The organism is Agrococcus beijingensis (assembly GCF_030758955.1).
Lineage (GTDB): Bacteria > Actinomycetota > Actinomycetes > Actinomycetales > Microbacteriaceae > Agrococcus > Agrococcus beijingensis.
The window spans coordinates 2,300,042-2,314,044 of the sequence record NZ_CP132360.1 but is presented as its reverse complement, the minus strand read 5'-3'; the positions used below and the strand labels follow the sequence as shown (position 1 = coordinate 2,314,044).

The 14,003-nt window shown below is 72.6% G+C and carries 15 protein-coding genes; 7 read left to right on the top strand and 8 right to left on the bottom strand.

Translation table 11 applies throughout. The annotated features are described in order from the left end of the window. Window positions 1-95 precede the first annotated feature (95 nt). The gene (locus Q9250_RS11280; RefSeq protein WP_306231976.1) at window positions 96-1,265 is read right to left on the bottom strand and encodes a P-loop NTPase family protein; all 1,170 of its coding nucleotides are present in this window, start codon (window positions 1,263-1,265) and stop codon (window positions 96-98) included. 78 nt (window positions 1,266-1,343) lie between these two features. Between Q9250_RS11280 and Q9250_RS11275 the strand changes: the two genes are divergently transcribed. Genes Q9250_RS11275 through Q9250_RS11265 form a run of 3 tightly spaced genes read left to right on the top strand, consistent with a single transcriptional unit; the run spans window position 1,344 to window position 4,243 of the window. Beyond that, the gene (locus Q9250_RS11275; RefSeq protein ID WP_306231975.1) at window positions 1,344-2,072 is read left to right on the top strand and encodes a lysoplasmalogenase family protein; all 729 of its coding nucleotides are present in this window, start codon (window positions 1,344-1,346) and stop codon (window positions 2,070-2,072) included. After that, a complete protein-coding gene (locus tag Q9250_RS11270; protein WP_306231974.1) occupies window positions 2,072-3,286 on the top strand; it encodes an MFS transporter in 1,215 nt (404 codons plus the stop codon). Before Q9250_RS11275 ends, Q9250_RS11270 begins: the two co-directional genes overlap by 1 nt. Window positions 3,287-3,343: 57 nt before the next feature. Next, complete coding sequence (locus Q9250_RS11265; RefSeq protein ID WP_306231973.1) at window positions 3,344-4,243, top strand: aspartate/glutamate racemase family protein; 900 nt, start codon at window positions 3,344-3,346, stop codon at window positions 4,241-4,243. Here Q9250_RS11265 and Q9250_RS11260 read toward each other — a convergent pair. Then, window positions 4,136-5,032 carry a LysR family transcriptional regulator gene (locus Q9250_RS11260; protein WP_306231972.1) on the bottom strand — a complete coding sequence of 299 codons (897 nt, stop codon included), beginning with the start codon at window positions 5,030-5,032 and terminating at the stop codon, window positions 4,136-4,138. The two genes, Q9250_RS11265 and Q9250_RS11260, sit on opposite strands and share 108 nt — an antisense overlap. Window positions 5,033-5,079: 47 nt before the next feature. Beyond that, on the bottom strand, window positions 5,080-6,003 hold the full coding sequence (locus Q9250_RS11255; protein ID WP_306231971.1) for a DMT family transporter: 924 nt from the start codon (window positions 6,001-6,003) through the stop codon (window positions 5,080-5,082). Window positions 6,004-6,034: 31 nt separating this feature from the next. On the opposite strand from Q9250_RS11255, the gene Q9250_RS11250 reads away from it, so the two are divergent. Beyond that, window positions 6,035-6,328 (top strand): GNAT family N-acetyltransferase, encoded by a 294-nt coding sequence (locus Q9250_RS11250; protein ID WP_306231970.1) that lies wholly within the window; start codon window positions 6,035-6,037, stop codon window positions 6,326-6,328. A 7-nt stretch (window positions 6,329-6,335) separates the two neighbouring features. On the opposite strand, the gene dhaM is transcribed toward Q9250_RS11250, so the two are convergent. The 3 genes from dhaM to dhaK are packed head-to-tail and all read right to left on the bottom strand — an operon-like array spanning window position 6,336 to window position 8,631. Next, a complete protein-coding gene (dhaM, locus tag Q9250_RS11245) occupies window positions 6,336-7,010 on the bottom strand; it encodes a dihydroxyacetone kinase phosphoryl donor subunit DhaM (RefSeq protein WP_306231969.1) in 675 nt (224 codons plus the stop codon). Then, window positions 7,007-7,630 (bottom strand): dihydroxyacetone kinase subunit DhaL, encoded by a 624-nt coding sequence (dhaL, locus tag Q9250_RS11240; protein ID WP_306231968.1) that lies wholly within the window; start codon window positions 7,628-7,630, stop codon window positions 7,007-7,009. Before dhaL ends, dhaM begins: the two co-directional genes overlap by 4 nt. Further along, window positions 7,627-8,631 carry a dihydroxyacetone kinase subunit DhaK gene (gene dhaK, locus Q9250_RS11235; protein ID WP_306231967.1) on the bottom strand — a complete coding sequence of 335 codons (1,005 nt, stop codon included), beginning with the start codon at window positions 8,629-8,631 and terminating at the stop codon, window positions 7,627-7,629. Before dhaK ends, dhaL begins: the two co-directional genes overlap by 4 nt. A gap of 184 nt (window positions 8,632-8,815) precedes the next feature. On the opposite strand from dhaK, the gene Q9250_RS11230 reads away from it, so the two are divergent. Together Q9250_RS11230 and glpK are read left to right on the top strand one after the other, a co-directional pair. Continuing rightward, window positions 8,816-9,592, top strand: coding sequence for an MIP/aquaporin family protein (locus Q9250_RS11230; RefSeq protein ID WP_306231966.1), 777 nt, complete (start codon window positions 8,816-8,818; stop codon window positions 9,590-9,592). Window positions 9,593-9,697: 105 nt separating this feature from the next. After that, the gene (glpK, locus tag Q9250_RS11225) at window positions 9,698-11,209 is read left to right on the top strand and encodes a glycerol kinase GlpK (protein WP_306231965.1); all 1,512 of its coding nucleotides are present in this window, start codon (window positions 9,698-9,700) and stop codon (window positions 11,207-11,209) included. Window positions 11,210-11,268: 59 nt separating this feature from the next. Here glpK and Q9250_RS11220 read toward each other — a convergent pair whose 3' ends face one another. Continuing rightward, window positions 11,269-12,219, bottom strand: coding sequence for a hypothetical protein (locus Q9250_RS11220; protein ID WP_306231964.1), 951 nt, complete (start codon window positions 12,217-12,219; stop codon window positions 11,269-11,271). A gap of 7 nt (window positions 12,220-12,226) precedes the next feature. Continuing rightward, the gene (gene trpD, locus Q9250_RS11215; RefSeq protein WP_306231963.1) at window positions 12,227-13,282 is read right to left on the bottom strand and encodes an anthranilate phosphoribosyltransferase; all 1,056 of its coding nucleotides are present in this window, start codon (window positions 13,280-13,282) and stop codon (window positions 12,227-12,229) included. 77 nt (window positions 13,283-13,359) lie between these two features. Between trpD and ctaE the strand changes: the two genes are divergently transcribed. After that, window positions 13,360-13,995, top strand: a complete 636-nt coding sequence (gene ctaE, locus Q9250_RS11210; RefSeq protein ID WP_306231962.1) for an aa3-type cytochrome oxidase subunit III — start codon at window positions 13,360-13,362, stop codon at window positions 13,993-13,995. Window positions 13,996-14,003: the final 8 nt, after the last annotated feature.

Below are 14,003 nucleotides of genomic sequence, written 5' to 3'. Positions count from 1 at the left end.
AAGGGGTTCGTGTGTGTCGCGCGCGAGGGCACGTGGCCACTTTTCTCGTGGCCGGCGCGCGGATCCGGAAGGGGCAGCGCCTGACCCGACCGATGCTAGCCGGTCGCGCCCGCGTCCCGGAAGGTCTCGCGGGCGGCGGTCGGCAGGCCGAGCTGCGCGTCGTGCGGGTGCGCGCGCAGGTGGTCCCGCATGCGCGGGATCGCGAAGTCGACCAGGCCTCGCTCCGGCGCCACCACGATGCCGGCGTCGAGGAGGCGGGCTCGCTGCTTGCCCGCGTTGCCGAGGCTCGCGCCCATCCGCTCGGCGACCGCGGCGGTCGACGAGGGGCCGTCGTCCTCCGACATCGCCAGCAGGTAGTCGCGGTCGCGGCCCGACAGCCCGCGAAGCGCGGGCACGATCACGCTCTCGCCCATCGCCGCGTAGGCGACCTCGACGGCGTGCTGCACCGCATCCGTCGTGATCTCCTCGACGTGCGTCTGGTACTCCCAGGCGCGGGCGCCGATCGACTGCACGAGGAACGGGTAGCCCTCGCTGGCGCGCGCCGCGCGGTCGAGGGCCGGCTCGTCGATGGTGCGACCGCGCTGCCGGATGGGCTCTGCGATCGCCTGCCGCGTCTGGGCGAGCGTCAGCGTGTCGAGGCGCACCTGCTGCGCGCGGCGGAAGAAGGTGAGCCCGTCGGCCTCGAGCGCGGCGGCGATCGACGCGGGCACGCCCGCCGCGACGATGGCGACGCGGCGGTCCTCGCGCAGCAGGTGCTGCACGGCGATCGCGATGCGCCGCAGCTCGTCGAGCGACTCGCGCGCCACCTCGTCGAGCGAGACCAGCACGCCCGCGCCGCGCGCCTCGGCCAGCTCGACCAGCCGCGCCAGCATGCTCTCGAGCCGCGGCTCGCGCGGATAGCGCTTCGACAGCTGCGAGGTGACGCCGCCCACCGACGGCACGGTGAGCCCGGTGACGTCGCGGGTGACCGCCTCGGGATCCTGCTCCTGCAGCTTCGCCGGCAGGCGGTCGTGCTCGAGCGCCTCGACCAGGCCGACGTGCAGGGTGCCGTGCACGATCGTCCAGTCGCGCTCGAGCGCGGCGTCCTCGACCGCGTTGAGCAGCACGGTCTTGCCGACGCCGCGCATGCCGGTGACGAGCGCCGCGCGATACGGCGACCAGGCACCCAGGCGGAAGACCTCGCGCCACTCGGAGAGCAGCGCGTCGCGCCCGGCGAGCATGGGCGGCGAGATGCCGAAGCCGGGGCGGAAGGGGTTGTCGTGCACGCGCCCACTCTGCCACCGACGTGCGACACGGCTGCCCGGCACGCCTGCCCGCGCGCGCGGGCGTGGTTCGATGGCGGCATGCCCCAGTCGCCCATCCCGCGACCGCTGCGCACCGGCTTCCTCATCGCCGCGCTCGTGCTGGCCGCCAACGTCGCTGCGGCGGTGCTCATCGACGCAGAGCTCGGCGACGCCGGCGTGCTCGGGTCGGCGCGCTCGGTGCTGATGTGGGCGATGGTGCCGCCGATCGCGGTGGGGCTCGTCTGGATCGGCGCCCTTCGGCACCCCGTCGGACGCTGGCACGTCCTCGCGCTGCTGCTGTGCTGGCTGGCCGACGGGCTGGGCTCGGCCACCGGCGAGACCCTCGTGCTGCTGTCCCTGTTCCTGGTCGGCCACCTCGGCTACATCGCCGCCCTCTGGCCGACCCGTCGCCGCTCGCTCGCCTGGGGCTGGGGCGCGCTCGGCTACGGCTTCGTCGGCCTCACCGCGGGCAGCATCATCGCCGTCAACGCAGGCCCGCTGGCGATCCCGGTGCTCGCCTACGCCCTCGTGCTGGCCGCGATGGCGGCGTTCGCGGCGATCGATGCGATCGGCCTGCTCGGCGGCCTGCTCTTCCTGGTCAGCGACCTGGTGCTCGGCCTCGGGCTGTACGTCATCGAGATCCCGGATGCGCTGCGGGCGTTCGTCGTGCTGGTCCCGTACGTCGGCGCCCAGGCGCTCCTCGCGCTCAGCCTCCAGCAGCGGCTGGGCCTCGGCGCGGGCACGGACACGGCCACGGGCGCGGGCGCGGGCGCTGTCAGACTCGTCTGATGCTCGCGGTCCTTCGCCACCCGACCTACGCCCGCCTCTTCGCCGCGCAGGTCGTGGCGCTCGTCGGCACCGGCCTGCTGACCGTCGCGCTCGGGCTCCTCGCCTTCGAGATCGCGGGCGCCGACGGCGGCCTGGTGCTGGGCATCGCCATGACGGTGAAGATCCTCGCGTACGTGCTGGTCGCGCCGCTCGTGCAGGCGCTCGTGCACCGGCTGCCGCGCAAGGCGGTGCTGATCGGCGCCGACGCGGTGCGCGCGCTCGCGGCGCTCGCCCTGCCCTTCATCACCGAGGCGTGGCAGATCTACCTGGCGATCGCGGTGCTGCAGGCGGCGTCGGCCACCTTCACACCCACCTTCCAGTCGCTCATCCCCGAGGTGCTGCCGGAGGAGGCCGACTACACGAAGGCCCTGTCGCTGTCGCGCCTCGCCTACGACCTCGAGGCGCTCCTCTCCCCCGCGATCGCCGCGCTGCTGCTGGGCGTGCTGCCCTTCAGCTGGCTCTTCGCCGGCACCGTGGTCGGCTTCGCCGGCTCTGCGCTGCTCGTGGCGGTGACGGCGCTGCCCCAGGGCGAGCCCGCCTCGTCGGCGGGCTTCGCCGAGCGCGTCACCGCGGGCACCCGCATGTTCTTCGGCCGCCCGGCCCTGCGCGTGGTGCTGGCGATCGACCTGGCCGTCGCTGCCGTCTACGGCCTGGTGATGGTGAACACCACCGTGACCGTGCGCGCCGCGCTGCAGCTGGGCGAGCCCGAGGTGGGCGTCGTGCTGGCCGCGTTCGGCCTCGGCTCGATGGCTGCCGCGTTCCTGGTACCTCGGCTGGTCGAGCGGGTGCGCGACCTGACGCTGATGACCGTCGCCGCGCTGGCGGGGGCTCCGGTGCTGCTGCTGGCCGCGTCCGCGCAGTCGCCGTCGCCGATCGCCTGGCCGGTGCTGCTCGTCGCGTTCGCGCTCGCCGGCGCGACCAGCTCGCTCGCACTCACGCCGGCCGGGCGCATCCTGCGCCGCGCCACCACCGAGGCCGAGCGGCCCGCCGCATTCGCGGCGCAGTTCTCGCTCTCGCACGCCTGCTACCTGATCGCCTACCCGGTCGCCGGCTTCGTGGGCGCCGTGAGCCTGCCGCTGGCGAGCGGCGTGCTGGCGACCATGGCACTGGTCGGCGGGCTGCTCGCCGTGCTGCTGCTGCGCGCCGCTCCGGCCGCGCATAAGAACAGCCAATAGCCTAGAGCACCAAGACAGGCTGGACTACTGCCCGAACGCCGTGCTGAGATCGAACCCATGCAACAGCAGCACCCGGGCGAGGGCGTCGCCTCGACGCAGACCGACTCCGCGCCCCACGGCCGAGCCGCCGCCTCGCGCGCCCCGCGCGCCCCGGGCCCACCGGTCCTCGGCATCCTCGGCGGCATGAGCTGGCACTCCACGCTCGCCTACTACCGCACGATCAACGAGCAGGTCGCGGCCGCCCGCGGCGGTCACGCGTCTGCCCGCATCCTGCTGTCGAGCCTCGACTTCGACGAGATCCGCGACTGCCAGCTGCGCGGCGACTGGGCAGCCGCGGGTGCGCTGCTCGCCCGCGAGGCGACGGCCCTCGAGCGCGCCGGCGCAGGATCGATCGCGATCGCGACGAACCTGATGCACAAGGTCGCGCCGGCCGTCGAGGCGGCCGTCGCGGTGCCGCTCGTGCACATCGTCGACGCGGTGGCCGATGCGGCGCGGCAGCGGGGAGCCCGCACCCTCGGCATCGTCGGCACCCGCTGGGTGATGGCCGAGCCGTTCTACGGCGACCGCCTCGCCCGCCACGGCATCCGCGCAGTCGTGCCGGACGCATCCGCCCAGGTCGAGCTCGACCGCATCGTCTTCGACGAGCTGACGCAGGGCACGGTGACGGATGCGTCCCGCGCCGTCTTCCGCGCCGCGTTCGCCGCGCTCGTCGACGCGGGCGCCGATGCGATCGTGCTCGCCTGCACCGAGATCATGCTGCTCGTCGGCGAGGCCGACGCGACGGTGCCGCTGATCGACTCGTGCCTGGCGCACGCGAGCGCTCTCGCCCGCGTCGCGCTGGGCGAGGCGTCAGGCGACGCGCTCGCTCCAGATGCGCTGCAGTGCGTCGAGCACGGTCTGCACCGCGGGAACGCGCTCCGCGCCATGGCGATGGCGCAGGGAGACGGTCCGGCCTGAGCCGTCGGCGAGCGGCACGACCACGACGTCGTCGCGCGTCAGCGCCCGCAGCGCCATGTCGGGCAGCAGCGTCACCGAGCCGGTCGCCGAGACGAACGCCTGGGCGGCGACGAAGTCGTCGGTCTCGAACTGGATGCGGGGCGAGAAGCCGGCGTCGGCGGCGAGCGACTCGAGGTGCGCACGGCAGCGCTCGCACCCGCCGACCCAGTCGTCGCCGGCGAGCGAGGCGATGTCGATGGCGCTGCTGCGGGCGAGGCCGTGCGCGGCGGGGAGCACGATGCGCGAGGGGTCGGGGCCGAGGTCGATGCGGGTGAGCTGCACATCGTCGTGGAGCTCGTCGTACTCGAAGGCGACGGCGATGTCCGCGTCGCCGGCGAGCACCGCCTCGATGGCCTCGGGCGGCTCGACCTCGATCACGCGGGCGGTGAGCCCCGGCGCCGCGAGGCGCGCCGCGGCGATCGCGCGGGGCACGAAGTCGGCGAGCGCCGAGGGGAACGCCGCGATCGTGACGCTGCCCGCGCCCTCGGCGAGCGAGGCGAGCTCGGCCTCGGCGGAGCCCAGCAGCCCGGCGATGCCGTCGGCGTGGCGCAGCAGCCGCTCGCCCGCCTCGGTGAGGGTGACGCCGGTCGACGACCGCAGCAGCAGCGCCTGGCCCACCTCCTCCTCGAGCAGGCGGATGTGCTGGCTGACGGCAGGCTGCGTCCACCCGAGCGCGCGGGCACCGCCGGAGACGGAGCCTTCGCGCGCGACGGTGCGGAAGATCAGGATGCGTCGCGGGTCGAGCTGCATGCGTCCAGCATGCCGCACTCCCCGCCGTGCACCCGCCGGGCGCGGTGCTACTCGCCCGGCATCCGCACCACGGCATCGATCGCGCCGGTCGGCGGCTCGTCGCGGCGCGCGGGCCTGCGCGCGGCCACGAGCTCGACCGCGTACATCGCGCCCAGGATCATGCCGCCGCCGACGAGGAGGCGCCAGGTGAGGCCCTCGCCGCCGAACGCGACCGCGAACGCCGTCGCCCACACCGGCTCGGCCGTCATGATGATCGCGGCGCGCGTGGCGGTGATCTGCGCCTGCGCCCAGGTCTGCACCCACATCGCGAGGATCGAGGCGAAGACCACCATGTACCCCATCGACGCCCACTGCCCGGCGGTCGACGGCAGAGTGATGCCGTCGGGGGCGCCGGCGGCGAAGCACACCGCGCCGATCACCCACAGCTGCACGATCGCCATGCCGAGCGCGTGCTCCACGCGGGCCCAGCGCGCGGTGGCGAGGATGTGCAGCGCGTAGGCGAGCGCGCCGCCGAGCGTGAGCGCCTCGCCGACGCCGAAGGAGATGCCGGTGAGGGTCAGCACCACGAGGCCGGCGGCGGCCACCGCGACGGCGATCCAGGTGCCGCGCTCGATGCGGTGCCGGAAGGCCAGGGCGGCGATCAGCGGCGTCAGCACCACGTAGACGCCGGTGAGGAAGCCGCTGACCGAGGCGGGCGTCGTCTCGAGGCCGACGGTCTGCAGGATCTGCGCCGCCGTGTAGAGGAGCCCGAGCACCGCCGAGCGCAGCAGCAGCGGCCTCCCGAGCCGTGCGACGCGGCGCCAGGCGATCGCCGTCATGATCGCCGCCGCGATCAGGAAGCGCACGCCCAGGAAGTCGAGCGACGGCACGTGCTCGACGAGATCCTTGATCAGGAAGAAGGTCGAGCCCCACACCACGGTCAGGGCGATGAGCAGCACCGTCGCGAGTCGCGCGGTGCCCGTTCCTGCCATCCGCTCAGCCTAGGGCGATAGCGTGACGGGCATGAGCCAGCCGCAGGAGTCCATCGAGATCGCCGACAACCCGGAGGCGACCCGCTTCGAGGCACGCATCGACGGCGCGCTCGCCGGCTTCGCCGACTACCGCGACCGCGACGGGGTGCGCGCCTTCGTGCACACCGAGATCGACCCGTCGTTCGGCGGGCGCGGCGTGGGCTCGCAACTGGTCGACGAGGCGCTGCGCGCCACGATCGCCGAGGGCAAGCGGATCCTCCCCCGCTGCTCGTTCGTCGTGGCCCGCTCGGCCGCCGACGAGTTCGCCGCGCACGTCGTGCAGTAACGCCGGGTCATTCCCCGAATCGGGCGCGCACCAGCGCCTCGATCGCCTCGATCGCCTGGGCCGCCTGCGGTCCGCTCGCCTCGAACGTGATCCGCCGACCGCGGTCGAGGCCGAGCGCCAGCACCCGCAGCAGACTCGTCGCATCGACGCCCTCGACCGTGACCGCCGCGTCGAAGGCGGCCGCGGTGCGCACGAGCTCCGCTGCGGGGCGTGCGTGCAGGCCGTGCTCGTTCTCGAGCTCCACCTCGAGCCGCGCCGTGTCGGCACCCGCCGGCAGCGCCGTGCCGGCCCCCGCCGGTGCCGCAGGTTGCGCGACGCGGTCCTCGGCCGCAGCCACCACGGCGTCGAGCGCGTCGCCGCCCTGCGCCGCCACGGCTGCGGCGACGGCGCCCTCGACGATCGGCGCGTCGGCGATGCGGATGCGCTCGGGTGCGTCGACGAGGTCGACTGCGGTCTCGGCCGTCAGCACCGCCGAGCCGAGGTCGCACAGCACGACGACGCCGTCGCCGGACTCGGCCGCCGTCAGCGCCGCCTGCACCTTGTCGAAGCTGGTGCCGATGCCGCCGTCGTCGGTGCCGCCGGCGGCGACGATCGCGACCGACGCCGCCATCTGGCCGGCCAGCTCGACGACGCCCTCGGCGATCTTCGCCGAGTGGGAGACGATGACCAGCCCGACCGTCACGCCGTCTCCGCCGCGACCCGCAGCAGCAGGGCAGTCGACTCGGCGCCGGGGTCGCGGTGGCCGACGGCGCGCTCGCCCAGGTAGGAGGCCCGACCCTTGTGGGCCACGAGCGGCTCGGTCGCGACGGCGCCGGCGGCCGCGGCCTCAGCGGCGGCCGACAGGGCGGCGCGCACGTCACCGCCTGCGGACCGGGCGGCTTCGACGGCCGGGGTCCACGCATCCACCATCGTCTTGTCGTTCGGCTCGGCCTTGCCCCGGGCGACGATGCCGTCGCGCGCGGCCGTCAGCACCTCGACGAGCGCGGCGGCATCGAGCTCGGCTCGGTCGCCGGCCGCCATCGCGCCCTTGAGGAACGCCGTGCCGTACAGCGGACCGGCCGCGCCGCCGACGGTCGAGATGAGCGTGGTGGCGACGAGCTTGAGCACCGCGCCCGGGGTCGGCGCGTCGTCGAGCGCGTCGAGCTTGCCCAGCACCGCCTGGAACCCGCGGTCGAGGTTCTCGCCGTGGTCGCCGTCGCCGATCGCGCGGTCGAGGGCGGTCAGCTCGCCCTTGCGGCGCGAGACCTCGGCCGCGACGCCCTCGAACCAGCGGCGGGTCCACGCGCCGTCGAGCGCGGTCACCGGCCCCACCGCAGGGCGGCCGTGTGCACCGGCGCGTCGTAGAGCCCCAGCAGCTCGTCGTCGACCTGCAGCAGCGTGATCGACACGCCCTGCATCTCGAGGCTGGTGACGTAGGAGCCGACCAGCGAGCGCGCGAGCTCGATGCCGCGCTCGGCGAGCACCTCCGCCGCGCGGCGGAAGACGATGTAGAGCTCCGACTGCGGCGTGCCGCCCATGCCGTTCACCAGCAGCACCACCCGGTCGCCGCGCTCGAACGGCAGGTCCTCGAGGATCGGCTCCATGAGCCGGTCGACGATGCGGTCGGCCGGCTCGAGCGCGATGCGCTCGCGGCCCGGCTCGCCGTGGATGCCGATGCCGATCTCGATCTCGTCGTCGGCGAGCACGAAGCTCGGCTCCCCGGCGTGCGGCACCGTGCAGGGCGCGAGCGCCATGCCCATCGAGCGCACGCGGCTGTTCACCGTGCGCGCGATCTCGGCGACCTTGTCGAGGTTGTCGCCGCGCTCGGCGGCCGCCCCGGCGATCTTCTCGACCAGCATCGTGCCCGCGACGCCGCGCCGACCGGCGGTGTAGAGCGAGTCCTTGACGGCGACGTCGTCGTCGACGATCACCGACTGCACCTCGATGCCCTCTGCGAGCGCGAGCTCGGCGGCCGTCTCGAAGTTCAGCACGTCGCCGGTGTAGTTCTTCACCAGGTGCAGCACGCCCGCGCCGGCGTCGACCTGCTTGGTCGCCTCGAGGATCGGGTCGGGCGTGGGCGAGGTGAACATGGCGCCCGGCACCGCGGCGTCGAGCATGCCGTAGCCGACGAATCCGCCGTGCAGCGGCTCGTGGCCCGACCCACCGCCCGAGACGATCCCGACCTTGCCGGCGACCGGCGCATCCGCCCGCACGATCACGAACGGCGGGTCGACGACGACGCGCACGAGATCGGGGTGCGCGAGCGCGAAGCCCGCGATGCCCTCGTCGACGGTCTTCGCAGGATCGTTGATCAGCTTCTTCACGGTGGGGCCTCTCCTTCGGGGTGTCCGGCGAGCCTCACGCTACGCCCCGCGGGCTGGAATCTCGACGGTCGCCGGACAAATCACAACCGGTTCCACCGCGGCCGCGCCCGACGTGGTTAGGTGGCCTCACCGCTCGAGCGGGCGGTACGGGCAACGGCGCCCGTAGACACGAAAGCAGGGATCTGTGGATCAGAACCTCGGTCTGGTTTTCCTCTCAGAGCTGGTCGGCACCGCGATGCTCGTGCTCCTCGGCTGCGGCGTGGTCGCCAACGTCGTGCTCAAGGGCAACAAGGGCTTCGGCGGCGGCTTCCTCATGATCAACTTCGGCTGGGGCTTGGCGGTGTTCGCCGGCGTCGTCGTCTCGATCTACTCCGGAGCGCACATCAACCCGGCGGTGACCCTCGGGCTCGCGGCCAACTCGCTCGTCACGGGCGACGAGTTCAACTGGGCCGCCGTGCCGGTCTACCTCATCGCGCAGCTGATCGGCGCGTTCCTCGGCGCGGTGCTCTGCTGGCTCGCCTACAAGCAGCACTTCGACGCCGAGGAGGACCCGGGCGCCAAGCTGGGCACCTTCTCGACCGGCCCGGCGATCCGCTCGACCGGCTGGAACCTGGTCACCGAGATCATCGGCACGTTCGTGCTGGTGTTCGTGGTGATCGGCTTCGGCGCCCAGGGCGGCGACGCAGACGCGGTCGCTCCTGCCGGCCTCGCATCGCTCGGCGCGCTGCCGGTCGCCCTGCTGGTCGTCGGCATCGGCGCCTCGCTCGGTGGCCCGACGGGCTACGCCATCAACCCCGCGCGCGACCTCGGCCCGCGCATCGCGCACGCGATCCTGCCGATCAGAGGCAAGGGCTCCAGCGATTGGGGCTACTCCTGGATCCCGGTCGTCGGGCCCATCATCGGCGGCGTGCTCGGCGGCGTCGCCGCGCCGGCGCTGGTCGCGATGATCGCAGCGGGCTGACCCTGCGAGGAGGGGGTCCGCTGATCCCCTCCTCGCCCTGTCCGCGCCCGCATGCGCGCGTCAGGGAACCCACCACATCCACCAACACCCCACGAAGGAGTCCCGGTGAACGACTACGTCATCGCCATCGACCAGGGCACGACCTCCACCCGTGCCATCCTCTTCGACCACTCCGGGAGCATCGTCGCCTCCGGCCAGCTCGAGCACGAGCAGATCTTCCCGCAGGCGGGCTGGGTCGAGCACGACCCGGTCGAGATCTGGAACAACACCCGCGAGGTCATCGGCCAGGCCCTCTCGAAGGCCAACGTCACGCGCCACAACGTGAAGGCCATCGGCATCACCAACCAGCGCGAGACCGCCGTGGTCTGGAACAAGAGCACCGGCGAGCCGGTCTACAACGCCATCGTCTGGCAGGACACCCGCACGCAGAAAATCGTCGACCGGCTCGCCGACGGCGACACCGACCGCTACAAGCAGCGTGTCGGCCTGCCGCTGGCGACCTACTTCTCAGGCACGAAGATCGTCTGGATCCTCGAGAACGTCCAGGGCGCCCGTGAGGCCGCGGAGGCCGGCGACCTGCTGTTCGGCACCACCGACAGCTGGGTGCTGTGGAACCTCACCGGCGGCGTCAACGGCGGCGTGCACGCGACCGACGTCACGAACGCCTCGCGCACCCTGTTCATGGATCTCGAGACGACCAGCTGGAACGACGAGATCCTCGCCGACTTCGGCGTGCCGAGGTCGATGCTGCCCGAGATCCGCTCGTCGTCCGGCGAGTTCGGCGTCGCCTCGTCGGAGTCGCTGCTGCGCGAGACGCCCATCACCGGCATCCTCGGCGACCAGCAGGCCGCGACCTTCGGGCAGGCGGCGTTCGACAAGGGCGAGGCGAAGAACACCTACGGCACGGGCAACTTCCTGATCTTCAACACCGGCGAGGAGATCGTCCACTCGAAGAACGGCCTGCTCACGACCGTCGGCTACAAGATCGGCGACGAGCCCACCCACTACGCGCTCGAGGGCTCGATCGCGGTGACGGGCTCGCTGATCCAGTGGCTGCGCGACAACCTGGGCCTCATCCCCGACGCGCCAGCCGTCGAGACGCTCGCCAAGTCGGTCGACGACAACGGCGGCGCGTACTTCGTGCCCGCGTTCTCGGGGCTCTTCGCGCCCTATTGGCGGCCGGATGCGCGTGGCGCGCTGGTGGGACTCACCCGGTACGTCAACAAGGGGCACATCGCTCGCGCCGCGCTCGAGGCGACGGCCTTCCAGACGGCAGAGGTCGTCGATGCCGTCAACGCCGACTCGGGCGTGGACCTGACGGAGCTGAAGGTCGACGGCGGCATGATCGCCAACGACACGCTGATGCAGTTCCAGGCCGACATCCTGCGTGTGCCGGTCATCCGCCCCGTGGTCGCCGAGACGACGGCGCTCGGCGCCGCCTACGCCGCCGGCCTCGCGGTCGGCTTCTGGAGCTCGCTCGACGAGCTGCGCCAGCAGTGGCAGGAGGACTCGCGCTGGGAGCCGCAGATGGAGCAGGAGGCGCGCGACCGCACCTACCGCAACTGGAAGAAGGCGGTGCAGAAGACGCTCGACTGGGTCGACGACGACGTCGACTGACTGGAGCTGACAGCTCGAGCAGAAGGGGGCGACTGCGGTCGCCCCCTTCTCGCTGTGCTTCAGCCGGCGCGGTAGGCCGGGTCGCTCAGCCAGATGATCGCCGCCCCGACGGCGACGGCGATCATCGCCACCCGGCCCGTCGAGATGGCGAGGATGATCGACGCCCACCAGTCGTCCTCGCTCGCCAGCCTGCCGCGCTCGACCGGCTGCTTGGCCGAGATCGCCACCGCGATCGCGATGAGGTCGAGGCCGACGAGCATGGTCACGAAGGCGTAGCGCAGCCGGGGGCGCTCGCCGGTGCGCGACGCCCTGCCCGACCCGTGCGGCTCCGCGACGTTCGCGACCGGCAGGAGCGCACGCATCCAGCCGTCGAGCCACCAGCCGAGCAGCACCAGGCCGAGCAGCAGCACCAGCATCACCGAGCGCACGATGAGCTCGTCGACCGCGCTGGCCGCCTCCTGCGCGGTCGTGGCCGCCAGTCGCGGTCGCACGGTCGGCATGACACGGCCGAAGAACGCCGCGCCGGCGGTGGCGTAGCCGAGCACCACGATCAGCAGCGTCACGGGGTGCCGCATCCGCACCAGCATCCAGGCGACGATGAGCGCGCCGCCGGCGCTGAACTCCACGGCCGAGTGCATGCCGTAGGTGGTGGCACCGAGCACGTCGGTCGACTGCATGAGCACGAGCACGACCTGCGCGCTCGCGAACAGCACGATGCAGTAGAGCGCGCCGACCCGATAGCCCCGCGACGCCGGTGCCGCGAACGCGGCCAGCAGCAGCAGCAGCACGCCGATCGAGCGCAGCGTCACCGACGGCGTGAGCACCGGCGGGCGATGCAGCAGCAGGGTCAGGCCGTAGATGGTCAGCAGCCCGCCCAGGCTGAGCGACACCAGCAGGAGCGAGCGGGAGGTGCGGTCTGCCCAGCGCAGCGGCCAGCTGAACCAGACCTCCTCGCGCACCCATCTGGCCTGCCGCTGCGCGCGGGGGCGCTCAACCGTCTGGGTGCTCACGGCCGGGTCAGGCGCCTGCGGCGGCGCGCCACGCCTCGAGCGTGCGCGTGGCGGCGCCGGAGTCGACGGCGTCGCGCGCGATCACCAGCTCCTCGGAGAGCCGCTCGACCAGCGAACGGTCCTTCTGCCGAGGGTCGCGGTCGAGGCGCCAGGCGACCAGGGCGGCGGCCGCGTTGAGCAGCACGATGTCGCGCACCGGCCCCTGCTCGCCGGCCAGGGTGCGTCGCAGCACGTCGGCGTTCTGCTCGGCGGAGCCGCCTCGCAGGTCGTCGAGGCTGGCGCGCGGGATGCCGAGCTCGCGGGGGTCGATGTCGTGCTCGACGACGTCGCCGCGCGCGACCTCCCAGAGCTCGGAGTGGCCGGTGGTGGTCAGCTCGTCGAGGCCGTCCTCGCCGCGCACGACCAGTGCGGTCGCGCCGCGGGTGGCGAAGACCCCCACGAACTGCTCGATCACGTGCTTGTCGGCGACGCCGACGAGCGACACCTCGGGTCGCGCGGGGTTCACCAGGGGGCCGAGGTAGTTGAAGACGGTGGGCACGCCGAGCTGCGCGCGGACGGGGCCCGCGTGGCGGAAGCCGGGGTGGAAGCGCGTGGCCCAGGCGAAGGAGATGCCGGCCTGCTCGAGGATGCGGCGGACGACCGCCGGATCGTCGTCGGCGGGCACGAGCCCGAGCGCCTCGAGCACGTCCGACGCGCCCGAGGATGACGACACGGCGCGGTTGCCGTGCTTGAGCACCGGCACGCCGCTGGCGGCCACCACGATGCTGGCTGTGGTGGAGATGTTGACGGTGTGCTGCCGGTCGCCGCCGGTGCCCACGATGTCGACGACTCGGGTGTCGCCGGCGAGCGGCACGGCGGCCTCGAGGATCGCGTCGCGGAAGCCCACCAATTCCTCGGCGACGACGCCCTTGCCGCGCAGCGCGATGAGGAAGCCGGCGATCTGCGCCTCGGTGGCGCGTCCCGCGACGACCTCGGCCATGGCCCACTCAGCCTGGCGGATCGCGAGATCCTCACCTGCCAGCAGGGATTCGAGGACGACTGGCCAGGTCAAGAGGCGATCCATTGCTCCAGCCTATCTTTTCGCGGCACGCTGGCCCGTCGGGTCGAGACCACCGGCGCATCTGTCACTAGGATGAGAGCGTGTCCACTACTGCGCTCTCCTCGTCGCCCACGGTGCCGATGATCCGGCGGCCGAACACCGTCGCGGTCGGCACGATCGTCTGGCTCGGCAGCGAAGTCATGTTCTTCGCCGGTCTCTTCGCGATCTACTTCACCCTCCGATCGATGTCGGGTGATCTGTTCGCCACAGAGGCCGAGAAGCTGAACGTCGTGTTCGCCACGATCAACACCGCGATCCTGCTGGCGTCGAGCTTCACCTGCCAGGCGGGCGCGAACGCCGCGGAGCACGGCCTCGTGCGTCGTTCGGGCGGCCGGCTGCAGTTCGCCAAGTGGGGCATGATCGAGTGGTTCTACCTCACCTACGCGATGGGCGCGATCTTCGTCGTCCTGCAGGTGTTCGAGTACGTCGAGCTCGTCCAGCACGGCGTGACGATCCAGTCGAACTCGTACGGCAGCGCCTTCTACATCACGACCGGCTTCCACGGCCTGCACGTGACGGCCGGGCTGTTCGCCTTCCTGTTCGTCATCGGCCGCGCGTACGCGGTGAAGCGATTCGGGCACAAGGAGGCGACGAGCGCGCACGTCATCTCCTACTACTGGCACTTCGTCGACGTGGTCTGGATCGGCCTGTACCTCGTCATCTACTGGCTCAAGTAAACGGTTGG

Bases quoted from the DNA above. Each gene is read 5' to 3' on its own strand.
- Q9250_RS11275 (WP_306231975.1), top strand. From the start codon at position 1,344: ATGCCCCAGTCGCCCATCCCGCGACCGCTGCGCACCGGCTTCCTCATC.
- Q9250_RS11270 (WP_306231974.1), top strand. From the start codon at position 2,072: ATGCTCGCGGTCCTTCGCCACCCGACCTACGCCCGCCTCTTCGCCGCG.
- Q9250_RS11265 (WP_306231973.1), top strand. From the start codon at position 3,344: ATGCAACAGCAGCACCCGGGCGAGGGCGTCGCCTCGACGCAGACCGAC.
- Q9250_RS11260 (WP_306231972.1), bottom strand. From the start codon at position 5,032: ATGCAGCTCGACCCGCGACGCATCCTGATCTTCCGCACCGTCGCGCGC.
- Q9250_RS11255 (WP_306231971.1), bottom strand. From the start codon at position 6,003: ATGGCAGGAACGGGCACCGCGCGACTCGCGACGGTGCTGCTCATCGCC.
- Q9250_RS11250 (WP_306231970.1), top strand. From the start codon at position 6,035: ATGAGCCAGCCGCAGGAGTCCATCGAGATCGCCGACAACCCGGAGGCG.
- trpD (WP_306231963.1), bottom strand. From the start codon at position 13,282: ATGGATCGCCTCTTGACCTGGCCAGTCGTCCTCGAATCCCTGCTGGCA.